Source organism: Klenkia taihuensis, assembly GCF_900112525.1.
GTDB classification, from domain to species: Bacteria; Actinomycetota; Actinomycetes; order Mycobacteriales; family Geodermatophilaceae; genus Klenkia; species Klenkia taihuensis.
In genome coordinates, this window is record NZ_FOMD01000001.1 from 1,549,205 (window position 1) to 1,565,397 (window position 16,193).

Annotated in this window: 16 protein-coding genes; 13 read left to right on the plus strand and 3 right to left on the minus strand. The window is 76.0% G+C overall.

Annotated elements, in window-relative coordinates:
• Positions 1-16: 16 nt before the first annotated feature.
• Genes ispG through BM158_RS07680 form a run of 3 tightly spaced genes read left to right on the plus strand, consistent with a single transcriptional unit; the run spans position 17 to position 4,007 of the window.
• Positions 17-1,171 carry a flavodoxin-dependent (E)-4-hydroxy-3-methylbut-2-enyl-diphosphate synthase gene (gene ispG, locus BM158_RS07670; RefSeq protein ID WP_165628849.1) on the plus strand — a complete coding sequence of 385 codons (1,155 nt, stop codon included), beginning with the start codon at positions 17-19 and terminating at the stop codon, positions 1,169-1,171.
• 4 nt (positions 1,172-1,175) lie between these two features.
• Positions 1,176-2,045: a GNAT family N-acetyltransferase gene (locus tag BM158_RS07675; RefSeq protein WP_229827575.1), complete on the plus strand. Its 870-nt coding sequence runs from the start codon at positions 1,176-1,178 to the stop codon at positions 2,043-2,045.
• A 42-nt stretch (positions 2,046-2,087) separates the two neighbouring features.
• The gene (locus BM158_RS07680; RefSeq protein ID WP_229827574.1) at positions 2,088-4,007 is read left to right on the plus strand and encodes a penicillin-binding transpeptidase domain-containing protein; all 1,920 of its coding nucleotides are present in this window, start codon (positions 2,088-2,090) and stop codon (positions 4,005-4,007) included.
• A 3-nt stretch (positions 4,008-4,010) separates the two neighbouring features.
• Here BM158_RS07680 and BM158_RS07685 read toward each other — a convergent pair whose 3' ends face one another.
• Genes BM158_RS07685 through BM158_RS07695 form a run of 3 tightly spaced genes read right to left on the minus strand, consistent with a single transcriptional unit; the run spans position 4,011 to position 6,542 of the window.
• Entirely contained in the window at positions 4,011-5,483 is a 1,473-nt protein-coding gene (locus BM158_RS07685; protein ID WP_229827573.1) for an Nramp family divalent metal transporter, read from the minus strand.
• Positions 5,484-5,526: 43 nt separating this feature from the next.
• Complete coding sequence (locus tag BM158_RS07690; RefSeq protein WP_091555991.1) at positions 5,527-6,030, minus strand: ferritin-like domain-containing protein; 504 nt, start codon at positions 6,028-6,030, stop codon at positions 5,527-5,529.
• A complete protein-coding gene (locus BM158_RS07695) occupies positions 6,027-6,542 on the minus strand; it encodes a hypothetical protein (RefSeq protein WP_091555993.1) in 516 nt (171 codons plus the stop codon). Before BM158_RS07695 ends, BM158_RS07690 begins: the two co-directional genes overlap by 4 nt.
• A gap of 183 nt (positions 6,543-6,725) precedes the next feature.
• Here BM158_RS07695 and rimP point away from each other — a divergent pair, with 183 nt between their 5' ends.
• The 10 genes from rimP (at position 6,726) to truB (ending at position 16,193) form a co-directional block, all read left to right on the plus strand.
• On the plus strand, positions 6,726-7,364 hold the full coding sequence (rimP, locus tag BM158_RS07700; protein WP_207506225.1) for a ribosome maturation factor RimP: 639 nt from the start codon (positions 6,726-6,728) through the stop codon (positions 7,362-7,364).
• Positions 7,361-8,485 (plus strand): transcription termination factor NusA, encoded by a 1,125-nt coding sequence (nusA, locus tag BM158_RS07705; RefSeq protein WP_091555995.1) that lies wholly within the window; start codon positions 7,361-7,363, stop codon positions 8,483-8,485. The genes rimP and nusA overlap by 4 nt, the downstream gene beginning before the upstream one ends.
• Before the next feature lie 8 nt (positions 8,486-8,493).
• Positions 8,494-8,883, plus strand: coding sequence for a YlxR family protein (locus BM158_RS07710; protein ID WP_091555997.1), 390 nt, complete (start codon positions 8,494-8,496; stop codon positions 8,881-8,883).
• Positions 8,884-8,946: 63 nt separating this feature from the next.
• Positions 8,947-11,877, plus strand: coding sequence for a translation initiation factor IF-2 (gene infB, locus BM158_RS22665; protein ID WP_091555998.1), 2,931 nt, complete (start codon positions 8,947-8,949; stop codon positions 11,875-11,877).
• 31 nt (positions 11,878-11,908) lie between these two features.
• Positions 11,909-12,205, plus strand: coding sequence for a DUF503 domain-containing protein (locus BM158_RS07720; protein WP_091556000.1), 297 nt, complete (start codon positions 11,909-11,911; stop codon positions 12,203-12,205).
• A 24-nt stretch (positions 12,206-12,229) separates the two neighbouring features.
• Positions 12,230-12,739: a 30S ribosome-binding factor RbfA gene (gene rbfA / locus BM158_RS07725; RefSeq protein ID WP_091556001.1), complete on the plus strand. Its 510-nt coding sequence runs from the start codon at positions 12,230-12,232 to the stop codon at positions 12,737-12,739.
• On the plus strand, positions 12,736-13,014 hold the full coding sequence (locus BM158_RS07730) for a hypothetical protein (protein ID WP_191328786.1): 279 nt from the start codon (positions 12,736-12,738) through the stop codon (positions 13,012-13,014). The genes rbfA and BM158_RS07730 overlap by 4 nt, the downstream gene beginning before the upstream one ends.
• Before the next feature lie 4 nt (positions 13,015-13,018).
• Positions 13,019-13,996 carry a DHH family phosphoesterase gene (locus BM158_RS07735; RefSeq protein ID WP_091556004.1) on the plus strand — a complete coding sequence of 326 codons (978 nt, stop codon included), beginning with the start codon at positions 13,019-13,021 and terminating at the stop codon, positions 13,994-13,996.
• Positions 13,993-15,282, plus strand: coding sequence for an MATE family efflux transporter (locus BM158_RS07740; protein WP_091556007.1), 1,290 nt, complete (start codon positions 13,993-13,995; stop codon positions 15,280-15,282). Before BM158_RS07735 ends, BM158_RS07740 begins: the two co-directional genes overlap by 4 nt.
• A complete protein-coding gene (gene truB / locus BM158_RS07745; RefSeq protein ID WP_091556009.1) occupies positions 15,279-16,193 on the plus strand; it encodes a tRNA pseudouridine(55) synthase TruB in 915 nt (304 codons plus the stop codon). The genes BM158_RS07740 and truB overlap by 4 nt, the downstream gene beginning before the upstream one ends.

A 16,193-nucleotide genomic window follows, 5' to 3' on the forward strand; every position in this document is an offset into this window, starting at 1 on the left:
GGGGGACAATGGAGTCGTGAGCGTCAACCTCGGCATGCCTGCCCCGCCCCCGCCCGTCCTGGCCCCGCGCCGGAAGACGCGGCAGCTCGACGTCGGCGGCGTCGGGGTCGGGAGCGACTCCCCGGTCAGCGTGCAGTCGATGTGCACCACCAAGACCGCCGACATCAACGCCACCCTCCAGCAGATCGCCGAGCTGACCGCGTCGGGCTGCCAGATCGTCCGGGTCGCCGTCCCCGACACCGACGACGCCGAGGCGCTGCCGGTCATCGCCAAGAAGTCGCAGATCCCGGTCATCGCCGACATCCACTTCCAGCCGCGCTACGTCTTCGCCGCGATCGAGGCCGGCTGCGCCGCCGTCCGGGTCAACCCGGGCAACATCAAGAAGTTCGACGACAAGGTCGGCGACATCGCCAGGGCGGCCAAGGAGCACGGCACCCCGATCCGGATCGGGGTCAACGCCGGCTCGCTGGACAAGCGGCTGCTGGAGAAGTACGGCAAGGCCACGCCCGAGGCGCTGGTGGAGTCCGCGCTGTGGGAGTGCTCGCTGTTCGAGGAGCACGACTTCCGCGACATCAAGATCTCGGTCAAGCACAACGACCCGGTGGTCATGGTCCGCGCCTACGAGCTGCTCGCCGCGCAGTGCGACTACCCGCTGCACCTGGGCGTCACCGAGGCCGGCCCCGCCTTCCAGGGCACCATCAAGTCCGCCGTCGCCTTCGGCGCGCTGCTGTCGCAGGGCATCGGCGACACCATCCGGGTCTCGCTGTCCGCGCCGCCGGTCGAGGAGGTCAAGGTCGGCCTGCAGATCCTGGAGTCGCTCAACCTCAAGCCGCGCCGGCTGGAGATCGTGTCCTGCCCGTCCTGCGGTCGGGCCCAGGTCGACGTCTACAAGCTCGCCGACGAGGTCACCGCGGGCCTGGAGGGCATGGAGATCCCGCTGCGCGTGGCCGTCATGGGCTGCGTCGTCAACGGCCCCGGCGAGGCCCGCGAGGCCGACCTGGGCGTGGCCTCGGGCAACGGCAAGGGCCAGATCTTCGTCAAGGGCGAGGTCATCAAGACCGTCCCCGAGTCCCAGATCGTGGAGACGCTCATCGAGGAGGCGTTCCGGATCGCCGAGCAGCAGGCCGACGAGGGCGTGACCTCCGGGGCGCCCACCGTCACCGTCTCCTGACCCGGTGACCGTGCTGGGCGCCCGCGCGGCGCGGGTGCTCGGGGCCGCCGACGAGCGGGCGGTGCGGCAGCTGCTGGCCACCGACCCGGTGGCCACCTGCATGCTGGCCGGCCGGGTCGAGACCCACGGCACCGACCCGGCCTCCCTCGGCGCCCCGCTGTGGGGCCTGGACGGCGACGGCAGGCTGGACGCGGTGTGCCTGGCGGGGGCGAACCTCATCCCCTTCACCCGGCCCGGCTGCGAGGCCGAGGCCGCCCGCGCCTTCGCCGACCGCGCCCGGCGGGCCGGCCGGCGCTGCTCGACCATCGTCGGCCCGGTCGCCGCGGTGGCCCCGCTGTGGGAGCGGCTGGAGCCGCACTGGGGCCCGGCCCGCGACGTCCGCCCCCGGCAGCCGCTGCTGGCCATCGACGGCCCGCCGCTGGTCGCCGCCGAGCCCCGGGTGCGCCCGGTCCGGCTGGCCCAGCTGGAGACGCTGCTGCCCGCCGCGGTCGCCATGTTCACCGAGGAGGTCGGGGTCAGCCCGCTGCGGGTCGACGGCGGGGCCGGCTACCGGGCCCGGGTCACCGAGCTGGTCCGGGCCGGGCAGTCGCTGGCCTGGATCGAGGACGGCCCCGGTGGCCCCGAGGTGGTGTTCAAGGCCGAGGTGGGCGCGGTGTCGCGGGCCGCCTGCCAGGTGCAGGGCGTCTGGGTGGCCCCGGCCCACCGCGGCAAGGGCATCGGCCAGACCGGCACCGCCGCCGTGGTGGAGTACGCCCGCCGGTCGATCGCGCCGGTGGTCAGCCTGTACGTCAACGACTTCAACGCCCCGGCCCGGGCGGCGTACCAGCGGGTCGGGTTCCGCGACGTGGGCACCTACGCCTCGATCCTGTTCTGAGGCGTCCACCGTCCTGTCGGGGTCCTGTGCCAAGGTGCCGGTGTGCGCAGATCACGGGGTGCTGTCCTGCTGGTGGCGTCGGTCGTGCTGGCCGGCCCGGTGCTGTCGGCGTGCAGCTCCGACGACCCGGCCGACGGTGCCCGCGCCGCAGCGCAGGCCTTCCTGGACGCCTGGACCGGCGGTGACCTCGAGTCCGCCGCCGGCGACACCGACGACGCCGCGGCGGCAACCACGCTGCTGCAGCAGACCGCCGAGGACCTGCCCGACGCCACGCTGACCGCCGACCTCGGCGAGGTCGCCGTCGGCGGCGACGGCGACACCACCGCCACCGCCACGTGGACGGCGACCTGGGACCTCGCCGCCGCCCCCGACTGGACCTACGACGGCACCCTCGACCTGCGCCGCGCCGACGGCGACGCCCCGTGGCAGGTCGTCGCCGAGCCCACCGTGGTGCACCCGGAGCTGGGGGAGGGCCAGCACCTGCAGCTGGGCCGGTCGCTGCCCGAGCGGGCCCCGATCACCGACGCCACCGGTGCGCCGCTGTTCACCGAGACCGAGGTGGTGAACGTCGGCGTCGACAAGGCGCAGGTCACCGACCTGCCGTCGCTGGCCGCGGCGCTCGGCGCGGCCACCGGCGTCGACCCGGCCACCATCACCGCCGACGTCGAGGCCGCCGGCGAGGGTCAGTTCGTCCCGGTCATCACGCTGCGCCGCGACGCCTTCGAGGCCATCCGTGCCCAGGTGTTCGACCTGCCCGGCGCGGTCTTCCCGACCTCCACCCGGTTGCTGGCCCCCACCGCCCGCTTCGGGGCCGCCCTGCTGGGCCGGGTCGGCGACGCCACCGCCGAGGTGCTGGAGGAGACCACCGGCGAGGACGGCCTGCCGCTCTACGCCGGCGGCGACCAGCTGGGCCTGTCCGGGCTGCAGCGGGCCTACCAGGAGCAGCTGGCCGGCACCGCCGGGTTCACCGTCAGCGTGGTCAGCCTGGACACCACCACCGGCGACACCGGCACGGTCGTCGGCACGGTCGACCCGGTGCCCGGCAGCCCGGTGCAGACCCCGCTGGTGCCCGCGATCCAGAACGCCGCCGACGCCGCGGTGGCCGGCCAGTCGCTGGCCACCCACCTGGTCGTCGTCCGGCCGGGCACGGGAGAGATCCTGGCCGTCAGCTCCAACGAGGCGGCGAACCCCGGCAACGCGCTGAGCGGGCAGTTCCCGCCCGGCTCCAGCATGAAGACGATCACGGCCACCGCGCTGCTGGGCGCCGGCACCGTCACCCCCGACACCCCGGTGCCCTGCCCGGGCACCACCACGGTCGACGGCCGCGAGTTCGAGAACGAGGACCAGTTCGACCTCGGCACCGTGTCCCTCACCGAGGCCTTCGCGCAGTCGTGCAACACGACCTTCATCCAGCAGGCGCTCACCCTGCCCGACGGCGCGCTCTCGGCCGCGGCGGCCGGCTACGGCGTGGGCACCGACTGGCAGCTGCCGGTCGGCATCTTCGCAGGCGCAGTGCCGGCGAGCAGCACCGGCACGACCGAGGCGGCCGACGCGATCGGCCAGGGCGAGGTGCTCATGAGCCCCGCGCAGCTTGCGCTGGTCGCGGCCGGGATCGCCAGCGGCACGCCGGCCGCGCCGGTCGAGGTGGTCGGGGCACCCGCCGCCGGCGCGGCCCCCGCCGGGCCGGGGCAGGCGGTGCTGGACCAGCTGCGGCCGATGATGCGGCAGGTGGTGCTCACCGGCACCGCCCGCGCGCTGGGCGACCAGGGTGAGGTGTACGGCAAGACCGGCACCGCCGAGTTCGGGTCGAACGTGCCGCCGGACTCGCACGGCTGGTTCATGGGCTACCAGCTCGGCGGCCCGCAGGGCGACATCGCCTTCGCCGTCCTGGTCGAGGCGGGGCAGTCCAGCAGCGTCGCCGTCGCGGTCACCGACGCCTTCCTGTCCGGGCTGTCCGGGTAGCGCCTAGCCGCCGGGGTTCAGGACCTGGTTGCCGATGATGACCGCGGAGATCCCGCCGAACACCACGACGGCCAGCACCATCACGCCGAGCCGGTAGCCGCGCACCCGGACCGGCCCGGGCAGCGCCGTGCGGTTGAGCCGGATGAGCAGGATCGAGTAGACGAACATCATGAACCCGCCGACCACCGAGCTGATCACCAGCAGCACCAGCGGCTGGTCGAAGCCCGACAGGAGGACGACGGCGCCGACCACCAGCAGGCCCCAGACCACCGTCGAGTAGATCCGGCTCTCGCTCCACCGCTGGGACCCGGCCAGGTAGGTGACCTTGACGGTGTCGGCGACCAGCCGCGCGGTGTAGTCGCAGATGCCCAGGGCCGCGGCGTACAGCGACACCGCGCCGATCCACCAGAAGAAGGTGCCGAACCAGCTGCCCACGGTGTCGGCGAGCACCTGCCCCTCGACCTGCAGGAAGCTGATGTCGTTGCCGGGGGTGTCCTGGCCGAACACGGTCGCGTAGGCGATCACCGAGGTGGCCGAGATGGTCAGCCAGGTGAGGAACCAGAAGCTGACCAGCTGCTCGGTGTTGGCGACCCGCCACCACCCCTTCCAGCGCCGCAGGTTCTCCTCCGTCGCGGGGAAGAGGAAACCCGTGGAGGGCTTCGCCTGGTCCTCGCCGGTGACGGGGGAGACCAGCCGCGGGATGCGGGCACCCATGCCGAAGCCCTTGTCGCGGATCCAGTTGCTCTGCACCAGGTTCTGCCCCCCGCCGCCCCCGGCGAAGGCGAGCGCACCCAGCACCAGGGCGAGGCCGAGCTGGCTGGGCACCGACCCGAAGTCGGTCACCACCCGACGGGTCTCGGCGACGTCGTCGGCGCCGACCACCGCGACGAAGGCGATGACGACGAACGCCAGCACGGCGCCGACCTTGACGAACTCGACCCGCTCGACGGCGGTGTAGACCACCGGCGACAGGGTCAGCACCAGGCCGATGGAGGCCAGCATGAGCAGCGCGATGAGGGTGACGCTGCCCCCGCCCACCGCGTAGGTGAGCACGGTCGCCGAACTGGTCGCCCAGCCCGGCCAGAGGTTGGCCAGGATCGTCAGCAGGCCGAACACCAGGCCCCAGTGCCGCCACAGCCGGGAGAACCCGGTCAGCGCGGTCTCCCCGGTGGCCAGGGTGTAGCGCTCGATCTCCATGTTGATGAACAGCTGCAGGGTCACCCCGACGAACGCCGCCCACAGGAAGGACAGCCCGACCTCGCTGGCGATGTAGGGGTAGAGCACGAACTCGCCCGAGGCCAGGCCGATGCCGGCGCCGATGACCCCCGGACCCAGCACCTTGCGCAGCGGGCGCGGCTCGGGCAGGTCCGCGGTCCCCGGCATCGGCAGCGCCCCGCCCGCGGTGGGGAAGCGCCGCCCCGGTTCCTGCGCGGCGAGCGGGTCGTCGGTGGGCCCGGCCCCGGGCTCGGTGGTCATGCCACCGATCCTGGGGCCCGCACAGCGGGCACGCAGCCCGGGCTCAGAGGCCGGGCGTCGCCGTCGTGGCCGGGGTGCTGCCGGCCCGGGAGCGCCAGGGCACCGCCCGCACCTCGGCCGCCGAGGCGGCGCCGACGGCCAGCTCGCGCACGGCCCGGTCGGCGGCCTGGTCGAGCACCCAGACCCACGCCGCGGTCGTCCCGTCCTCCAGCTGCGCGGCCAGCCGCGCGGCGTCCACGGCCGAGAGCACGGGGAAGGGCAGCTGGTAGGCGGCCAGGGTCGGCACCGGCTCGGCGCCGCGGTCGGCGACCAGGGCCGCCAGCTGGTCGCGCAGGTCGCGGTGCGCCTCGACGGCGACGGCCACGGGGGTGCGGTCCTCCCCGGCCAGGGCGGCCCCGACGGTGCCGTAGCCCCAGACCGCGACGTGCTCGGCGGCCAGCGCGTCCTGCAGCGCGGCGGTCTCGGCGCGCGCCGACCCGGCCTCCGCCGGCGTGGGTGCGGCGGGGCCGGCGGTGCCCGGGGGAGTGGTGCTCGAAGGGGCGGTCACGCCAGCACCACCAGCTGGCCGCGCAGCCCGGCCGCGATGCTGCCCAGCAGGGCGGCCCGGGCGCCGGTGAAGTCCAGGCAGGCCGCGGCGTGCGAGTCGGCGGCGGTGGTGAGCCGGGTGCGCAGCTCGGCCCGCGGGTCGGCGACCGGTGCGGCCGGGGCGGGGGAGGCGGTGCCCGACCCGGAGGTCGTGGTGGGGGAGCCGGTCACCGACGGCGCCGCCTCCTGCAGCCGCCGCAGCTGGTCCCGGCACTGGTCGAGCACCGCCGGGACGGCCGCGGCGAGGTCCGGGGCGGCGGCCAGGACCGCGTCCACCGCAGCCACCAGCTCCGTCTGCACCGCCACCTGGCCGGCCAGCCGGTCCTCCTGCTGCGGGGTCACCGCGTCGGCACCGGGCGGCGGGTCGGTGCAGGCGGCCAGCGCCCCGAGCAGCGGGAGCGCCCCGGCCGCGACCAGCAGCGACCGGCGGGGGAACGCCCCCGCGGCGACCGGTCGGGCGGGGCGGGTGGACATCGGCCACATCCTGGCAGCTGAGCTGCCGGTGGGCGCGCCCGCCGGGCCGGTGACCCGGCCGCGGGCGGTACCGTGGGCGTCCGCGTCGCGCACGCCGCGACCGCTCGGCGCCCCCGGCGCCTGCCCGGGTGCGCCGGCCGACCCGCCCGACCATCCCGCTCGACCCGCCCGAGGAGGCCCCTGGTGTCCACGTCCCCCGGCTCCCGCTCCGGACCGGTCGCCGCCGAGCGGCTGACCGCCTGGTTCGCCCCGGTGGTCGGCGACGCCGGCTACGACCTCGAGGACCTCGACGTCCGGGCGGCGGGCAACCGCGTCGTCGTCCGGGTGGTCGTCGACCGCGACAGCGGGGTCAGCCTGGACGACGTGGCCGAGGTCAGCCGCGCGCTGTCCGACGTCCTCGACGCCGAGGACGACGACCTGGGCCGGTCGCCCTACGTCCTGGAGGTCAGCAGCCCCGGGGTGGACCGCCCGCTGACCCTGCCCCGGCACTGGCGCCGCAACGTCGGCCGCCTGGTCACCGCCACCGTGGGCGGGGAGCAGCTCGTCGGCCGGGTCGTCTCGGTCGACGACGACGGCGTGGTGCTGGCGGTGGAGAAGGGCGGGGCCAAGAAGGGCCAGGTCCGCAAGCCCGCCGGCAACCGCACGCTGACCTGGGCCGAGCTCGGGGAGGGCCGCGTGCAGGTCGAGTTCAACCGCCCGGCCGGCCACCGCGACGCGCACCTGGTCCACGAGGGCCCCGAGGAGGGCCCCGACGACGACACCGACGACCTCGACGACGACGGCCTCGACGTCGAGCTCGACGCAGCAGAAGGAGAACAGTGAACATCGACGTGACCGCCCTCAAGGCGGTCGAGCGCGAGAAGGGCATCCCGACCGACACCGTGCTGCAGGCGATCGAGACCGCGCTGGTCACCGCCTACCGGCACGCCGACGGCGCCGCCAAGCACGTCCGGGTGCAGATCGACCGCAAGAGCGGCGAGGTCGTCGTGCTGGCCCAGGAGCTGGGCGAGGACGGCGAGGTCGTGCACGAGTGGGACGACACCCCCACCGACTTCGGCCGGATCGCGGCCAGCACCGCCAAGCAGGTCATCGTGCAGCGGTTGCGCGACGCCGAGCACGAGCAGACGTTCGGCGAGTACGCGGGCAAGGAGGGCGACATCGTCGGCGGTGTCGTGCAGGCCCACGAGCGCCGCAACAACGAGGGCACCGTGCTGGTCGACATCGGCAAGGTGGAGGCCAACCTGCCGGCCACCGAGCAGGTGCCCGGCGAGGTGTACCCGCACGGCAGCCGGCTGAAGGCCTACGTGGTCTCGGTGGCCCGCACCTACCGCGGCCCGCAGGTCACCGTCTCGCGCAGCCACCCCAACCTGGTGCGCAAGCTGTTCGCCCTCGAGGTGCCCGAGATCGCCGACGGCAGCGTCGAGATCGTCGCGGTGGCGCGCGAGGCCGGGCACCGCTCCAAGATCGCCGTCCGCACCGCCGTCCCGGGGCTGAACGCCAAGGGCGCCTGCATCGGCCCGATGGGCCAGCGGGTGCGCAACGTGATGGGCGAGCTGCACGGCGAGAAGATCGACATCGTCGACTGGTCCGAGGACGAGGCGACCTTCGTGGCCAACGCGCTGTCCCCGGCCCGGGTCAGCAGCGCGCGGGTCGTCGACGCCTCCGCCCGCGCGGTGCGCGTGGTCGTGCCGGACTACCAGCTGTCGCTGGCCATCGGCAAGGAGGGCCAGAACGCTCGCCTCGCCGCCCGGCTGACCGGCTGCCGCATCGACATCCGCAGCGACGCCCAGCCCGAGACGCCCGACACCGTGTCGCCGGGGGAGGGTCGCGCCCCGCTGCGCTCGGCCCCGCGCCCGGCCGGTACCCCGGCGGGGCCGCCGCCGCGGGGCGGTGCGCGGCCCGGTGCCCGCCGGCCGGAGCACCGCGGGCCGTCGGCGCGCTAGACTGCTCGATGGCCGCCTCGCCGATCCCGGTCCGCACCTGTGTGGGGTGCCGGCAACGCGCTCCGGTCACCGAACTGCTGCGCGTCGTCGTGCGGGAGTCCCGGCTGGTGCCGGACCCCGCCCGTCGGCTGCCCGGACGGGGCGCCTCCGTGCACCCCACCCCGGACTGCGTGCGGGCAGCGGTCCGGCGTCGGGCCTTCCCGCGGGCACTGCGCAGCAGCGCCCCGCTGGGGACCGACCAGCTCGAGGACCACGTCGCCACCCCGTCACCCGACGGCTCCCCGGCGCGGCCCGCACCACCGCAGCACCAGCACCAACCGTCGGACCGGCACCCGGCCGGTCCGCTCGTCGAGAGCAGGACGACCTCGGATGACCCACCCGTGAAGTCGCACCGATGACCATGTACCACTGACGACGAGGTCGCGCGGGCCAGCCGCCGGCCTCACCCCGTGAGGAGACCAGTGCCAGGCAAAGCCCGCGTGCACGAGCTCGCCAAGGAGCTCGGCATCGACAGCAAGGCCGTGCTCGCCAAGCTCAAGGAGCAGGGCGAGTTCGTGAAGTCCGCATCGTCCACCGTCGAGGCGCCCGTCGCCCGGCGGCTGCGCGAGGCCTACGGGTCCTCGGGCGCCCCCGCCCCCAGCGCCCCGAAGCCGGCCCCGCGCCCGGCTGCCCCGGCGCCGGCCCCGCAGGCCCCCGCCGCGCAGGCCCCGGCCGCGCCGGCGGCCAGTGCCCCCGCCGCCCCGAACGCCCCCGCGGCGACCCCGGCACCGGGCCCCCGCCCGGTCGGCCGTCCCGGCGGTTCCGCCCCGCGGCCCGGTCCGCGCCCGGCTCCGCAGGCGCCGGCCGCCCAGGCCCCGGCCGCCCCGGCCGCCCCGGCTCCGCAGGCCCCCGCTGCGCAGGCGCCCTCCGCGCCGGCCCAGCCGCGTCCGGGCGCACCCCGCCCGGGTGCCCCGCGCCCGGCCGCCCCCGGCGGCTCGGCTCCCGGCCAGGGCGGTCCGCGCCCCGGCCCCCGTCCGGCCCCGCGGCCGGGCAACAACCCCTTCTCCAGCGCTCCGCGCCCGGCCGCCCCGCGGCCCGGCGGCGGCGCCCCCGGCGGCGCGCCCGGGCAGGGTGCTCCCGGCCAGGGCGGTCCCCGTCCCGGCCCGGGCGCCGGCGGTCCCCGTCCCGCGGCGGGCCCCGGCGGCCCGCGTCCGGCGGCCGGCCCCGGCGGTCCCCGCCCGGCGGCGGGCCCCGGCGGTCCGCGCCCGAACCCGGGCATGATGCCGCAGCGGCCGAGCCCGGGCATGATGCCCGGTCGCGCGGCCGGTCGTCCCGGTGCCCCCGGTGGCCGTGGCCGCCCGGGTGCCCCCGGTGGCGGCGGCTTCCGTCCCGGTGGCGGCGGCCCCGGTGGCGGCGGCGGTGCCCCCGCGGGCGGTTTCCGCCCCGGTGGTGGCGGTCGCGGTCGCGGCCGCGGTGGCTCGGGTGCCGGCACCGCCGGTGCCTTCGGGCGTCCCGGCGGTCGCGGTCCGGTCCGCGGGCGCAAGAGCAAGAAGCAGAGGCGTCAGGAGTTCGACTCCATGGCCGCGCCGTCGATGGGTGGCGTCAGCCTCCCCCGCGGCAACGGCCAGACCGTGCGGCTCCCGCGCGGTGCGTCGCTGACCGACCTGGCCGAGCGCATCGGCGCCCAGCCGGCCGCGCTGGTGACCGCCCTGTTCCACCTGGGCGAGATGGTCACCGCAACGCAGTCGGTCAACGACGAGACGCTGCAGCTGCTCGGCGCCGAGATCGACTGGGACATCCAGGTCGTCAGCCCCGAGGACGAGGACCGCGAGCTCCTGGAGACCTTCGACCTCACCTTCGGCGACGAGGAGGGCGACGAGGACGACTGGAGCGCCCGCCCGCCGGTGGTCACGGTCATGGGTCACGTCGACCACGGCAAGACCAAGCTGCTGGACGCCCTGCGCCACACCAACGTGGTGGCCAAGGAGGCCGGTGGCATCACCCAGCACATCGGCGCCTACCAGATCGTCACCGAGCTGGACGGCGTCGAGCGGCCGATCACCTTCATCGACACCCCGGGCCACGAGTCGTTCACCGCGATGCGTGCCCGTGGCGCGAAGGTCACCGACATCGTGGTGCTGGTCGTGGCCGCCGACGACGGCGTCATGCCGCAGACGGTGGAGGCGCTCAACCACGCCCAGGCGGCCGAGGTGCCGATCGTGGTCGCGGTGAACAAGATCGACAAGGAGGGGGCCAACCCCGCCAAGATCCGCCAGCAGCTCACCGAGTACGGCCTGGTCGCCGAGGAGTACGGCGGCGAGACGATGTTCGTCGACGTCTCGGCCACCACGCGCCAGGGCCTCGAGGAGCTCGAGGCCGCGGTGCTGCTGACCGCCGACGCCAGCCTCGACCTGCGCGCGAACACCGAGCAGGACCCGCAGGGTGTGGTCATCGAGGGCAAGCTGGACAAGGGCCGGGGCCCCGTCGCCACGGTGCTGGTCCAGCGCGGCACGCTGCGCCAGGGCGACTCGATCGTGGCCGGCGACGCCTACGGGCGCGTCCGGTCGCTGCTCGACGAGCACGGCAACAAGCTGAAGGAGGCCCTGCCGGCCCGCCCCGTGCAGGTCGTGGGTCTCACCTCGGTGCCCCGCGCCGGCGACACCTTCCTCGTCGTCGAGGAGGACCGCACCGCCCGGCAGATCGCCGACCGCCGCCAGGCCCGCATCCGCAACGCGCAGAACGCGCAGGCGCGCAAGCGGATCAGCCTGGAGGACCTCGACGCCGCCCTGAAGGAGAGCCGCGAGCTCAACCTGATCATCAAGGGCGACAACTCCGGCACCGTGGAGGCGCTGGAGGAGGCCCTGATGAAGATCGAGGTGAGCGACGACCTGTCGCTGCGGGTCATCCACCGCGGCGTCGGCGGCATCACCAAGAGCGACATCGACCTGGCGCTGGCCGACGACGTCATCGTCCTGGGCTTCAACGTCCGGGCCGAGGGGCAGGCCACCGAGCTCGCCAACCGCGAGGGCGTCGACGTGCGCTACTACTCGGTGATCTACCAGGCCATCGAGGAGATCGAGGCCGCGCTCAAGGGCATGCTCAAGCCCGAGTTCGAAGAGGTGCAGCTGGGCACGGCGGAGGTCCGCGAGGTCTTCCGGGTGCCCCGCATCGGCAACGTCGCGGGTTCGCTGGTGCGCAGCGGCACGATCGTGCGCAACAGCAAGGCCCGGCTCATCCGCGACGGCGCGGTCGTCGCCGACAACCTGTCGGTGGACTCGCTGCGCCGCTTCAAGGACGACGCGACCGAGGTCCGCGAGGGCTACGAGTGCGGTATCGGCCTGGGGTCGTTCAACGACATCAAGGTCGACGACGTGATCGAGACCTTCGAGCTGCGCGAGAAGCCCCGCACCTGACGCAGGCAGCAGGTCGGCGGATGATGGGCCGGTGTTCACCGGTGCGTTGACCGCCGACCTGCTCCTGGGCGACGTCCACTCCCTCAAGGAGAAGCGTTCGCTCGTGCGGCCCGTCGTGGCCGAGCTGCGGCGCCGCTACGCGGTGGCCGCGGCCGAGGTCGGCGACACCGACCTGCACCGGCGCGTGCAGGTCGGCGTCGCCACCGTCGCCGGGGATGCCGCCCAGGTGGGCGAGGTCCTCGACGCCTGCGAGCGGTTGCTCGCCGAGCGGCCGGAGCTGACGCTGCTGTCGGTGCACCGCCAGCTGCTCAGCTCCGACGATTCCTGACCCGACGACCCGCAGGGGGACCCGATGGCCGACGCTGCCCGGGCACGACGGCTGGCGGTGCGCATCCGCCAGATCGTCTCCGCCACCATCGAGATGCAGATCAAGGACCCGCGGCTGGGGATGGTCACCATCACCGACTCGCGGGTGACCAGCGACCTGCGCGAGGCCACGCTCTTCTACACCGTCTACGGCGACGCCGAGGCCGCTGCCGACTCCGCGGCCGCCCTGGCCAGCGCCACCGGCGTGCTGCGGTCGACCGTCGGCAAGCAGACCGGCATCAAGTTCGTGCCGACGCTGACCTTCGTCGCCGACGCGGTGCCCGAGACCGCCCGCGAGCTGGACGAGGCCCTCGAGCGCGCCCGGCAGGCCGACGAGGAGCTCGCCCGCGCCCGGGCCGGCGCCGCCTACGCCGGCGACGCCGACCCTTACCGCAAGCCCGCCGTCGACACCGACGACGAGGACGACGACGGCGACGAGCACGACGACCAGGACGACGACGTGCTGGCCGAGGACCACCAGGGGAGCGTGCGATGACCCAGCAGCCCGGCACCGAGGCGGTCGACCCCGGCGACGGCACCGAGGCCTCCGCGGTCCTCGGCGGCCGCGTGGAGCCCGCCGACGGCGACCCCACGGCCGGCGGCCGCACGGGCCAGGCCGGGGACGCCGACCCGGGCAGCGACCCGAACGCGGCCTCCATCGCCGCCGACGAGCCCACCGACGGCGGCCCGGCCATCCCGGTCGCTGGCGGGTCGCCCGGGGAGGAGCCCGACGAGGTCCCGCACGCCGACCCCGGCCCCACCGACGACTGACCCGGTGGCACCGCAGGGCGCGCTGGCCGCCGCCGTCGCCGTCCTCACCCGGGCGGCCGACGACGGCGCCGTCGTCGTGCTCTGCGCGCACGTGCAGCCCGACGCCGACGCCCTCGGCAGCACCCTCGCCCTCGCCGAGGGCCTGCGCCGGCGCGGGGCGCGGGTGACCGCGACCTTCCCCGGCCCGTTCGTGCTGCCCGAGTCGCTGGCCTGGCTGCCCGGCGCCGACCGGCTGGTGCCGGCCTCGGAGATCCCGGCCGACCCCGACCTGGTGGTGGGCCTGGACGCCGCCGACCTGCGCCGGCTCGGCGAGATCGGGCCGGTCCTCACCGCCGCCCCCGCGTCCCTGGTGGTGGACCACCACGCCTCCAACCCCGGCTTCGGCGGCGTGCAGCTCGTCGACCCCGACGCCGCGGCCACGGTGGCGCTGGTCGCCGACCTGCTCGACGGGCTGCAGGTCGAACTCGACGCCGACCTCGCGACCTGCCTGTACGCCGGGCTGGCCGCCGACACCGGGTCCTTCCGGTTCGGCAACACCTCCCCGGCCACCCACGGCCTGGCCGCCCGGCTGCTCGAGCGCGGCATCGACCACGCCCGGATCAGCCAGCGGCTGTTCGACACCGCCCCCTTCGGCTGGCTCTCGCTGCTGTCCCTGGCCACCGGCCGGGCGCAGCTGGACCCCGCCGGCCACGGCCTGGTGTGGACCTGGGCCACCACCGCCGAGGCCGCCGCGCACGGCCTGCCCGCCGACCAGCTCGAGGCGCTGGTCGACGTGGTCCGCGCAGCGCAGGAGGCCGACGTCGCCTGCGTGCTCAAGGGCACCGCCGACGGCGCCTGGAACGTGTCGCTGCGCTCCCGCGGCGCCACCGACGTCTCCGCCGTGGCCATCGCGCTGGGCGGCGGCGGGCACCGGATGGCCGCCGGCTTCACCTCCCACCTCGACCGCGACGCCACCCTGGCCGCCATCCGCGAGCGGTTGTGACCCGGTCGGTCCCCGCGCTCGCGCTGCCGGCGCTGGTGGTGCTGGCGGCCGAGCCGCTGTACCTGCTGGTCGACACCGCGGTCATCGGCCACCTGGGCACCGTCGAGCTCGGCGGGCTCGCGGTCGGCGGCGGCCTGCTCGCCCCGGTCGCCGGGCTGCTGAACTTCCTGGCCTACGGGACGACGGCGCGCGCCGCGCGGCGGGCCGGCGCCGGGGACCGGGCGGGCGCGGTGGCCGAGGGCGTGCAGGCCACCTGGCTGGCGCTGGGGCTGGGCCTGCTCGGCGTGCTGGGCCTCCAGCTCGCCGCGGGCCCGCTCACCCGGCTGCTCGCCGGCGGCGACGGGCCGGTGGCGCAGGCCGCGGAGGGCTGGCTGCGGGTGGCCTGCCTGGGCCTGCCGCTGCTGCTGGTGGCGCTGGCCGGCAACGGCTGGCTGCGCGGGGTCGCCGAGCTCGGCCGGCCGGTGCGGTTCGTGGTCGCCGGGAGCCTGGTCTCGCTGGTGCTCAACCCGCTGCTGGTCTACCCCGCGGGGCTCGGGCTCGAGGGCTCGGCGGTGGCCAACGTGTGCGGCCAGGCGGTGTCCGCGGTGCTGTTCCTGGCCGCGCTGCGCCGCGAGGGCGTCCCGCTGCGGCCCCGGCTGCCCGCCGTGCTCGCCCAGCTCACCATCGGCCGGGACCTGCTGCTGCGCGCCGCCGTCCTGCAGGGCGCGTTCGCGGTGGCGGCGGCGGTCGTCGCCCGGTCCAGCACAGCCGAGCTGGGGGCGCACCAGATCGCGCTGCAGCTGTGGCTGTTCCTCGCCCTGGTGCTCGACGCCTACGCCGTCGCCGCGCAGACCCTGGTCGGCCAGGCCCTGGGCGCCGGGCGGGTGGCCGACGCCCGCGCCGCCGCGGCCCGGGTGGTGTGGTGGGGCCTGGGCACCGGCGTGGTGGTCGCCGTCGTCCTGCTGCTGGCCCGGCCGGTGGTGGCACCGCTGTTCACCGCCGACCCCGCGGTGCTCGGCCAGGCCGCCGTCGTCTGGTGGTTCCTCGCGTTCGTGCAGCCGCTGGCCGGCGTCGTCTTCGCCCTCGACGGCGTGCTCATGGGCGCCGGCGACGTCGGCTACCTGCGCACGGTGACCATCGGGTCGGCGCTCGTCGGCTTCGTGCCGCTGTCGCTGCTGTCGGTGCCCCTCGGCTGGGGCCTGCCCGGCGTCTGGACCGGCCTCACGCTGTTCATCGCGCTGCGGCTGGTCGCCGTGCTGGCCCGGGTGTCCGGCGACCGGTGGACCCGTGCCACGGTGGTCCGGTGAGCCCCCGCCGCCCCGACGCCGACGTCCCGCCCGGTCTGCTGGTGGTCGACAAGCAGCCCGGCATGACCTCCCACGACGTGGTGGCCCGGGCCCGGCGGGCGCTGTCGGTCCGCAAGGTCGGCCACGCCGGCACCCTGGACCCGATGGCCACCGGCGTGCTGGTGCTCGGCGTCGGCACCGCCACCCGGCTGCTCGGCCACCTGGCGGGCGACGACAAGGCCTACGCGGCCACCGTGCGGTTCGGGCAGACCACGGTCACCGACGACCGCGAGGGCGAGGTGCTCACCACCACCCCGGCCGGCGGGCTCACCGACGAGCAGGTGCGGGCGGCCCTCGCCGAGCAGACCGGGCCGCTGCAGCAGGTGCCCTCGTCGGTGAGCGCGGTCAAGGTCGGCGGGGTGCGGTCCTACGACCGGGTGCGCGCCGGCGAGCAGGTCGAGCTCGCCCCCCGCTCGGTCACCGTGCACTCCCTGGCCGTGCTCGACGTCCGCCGGCCGGCCCCGGACCTGGTGGACGCCGACGTCGAGGTGGTCTGCTCCACCGGCACCTACATCCGGGCCATCGCCCGCGACGCCGGGGCCGCCCTCGGCGTCGGCGGGCACCTCACGGCGCTGCGCCGCACCCGGTCGGGCCCCTTCGACCAGGCCGTGGCCTGCCCCGTCGAGGACGCCGCGGCCGCGCTGCTGGCCGGTGCCGGTCCCGGCTTCGTGCCGCTGACCGCCGCGGCCACCGCGGTGTTCCCCGAGCGCCGGGTCACCGCGGAGGAGGCCGTCGACCTCGGCCACGGCAAGCGGGTCGTGGCCACCGGCGCACCGGGCCTGCACGCCGCGGTCGACCCCGCCGGCCGGCTGGTCGCCCTGGTCGAGGACGCCGGCCGCACCGCCCGGGTCTCGGTGGGCTTCCCCGCCTGA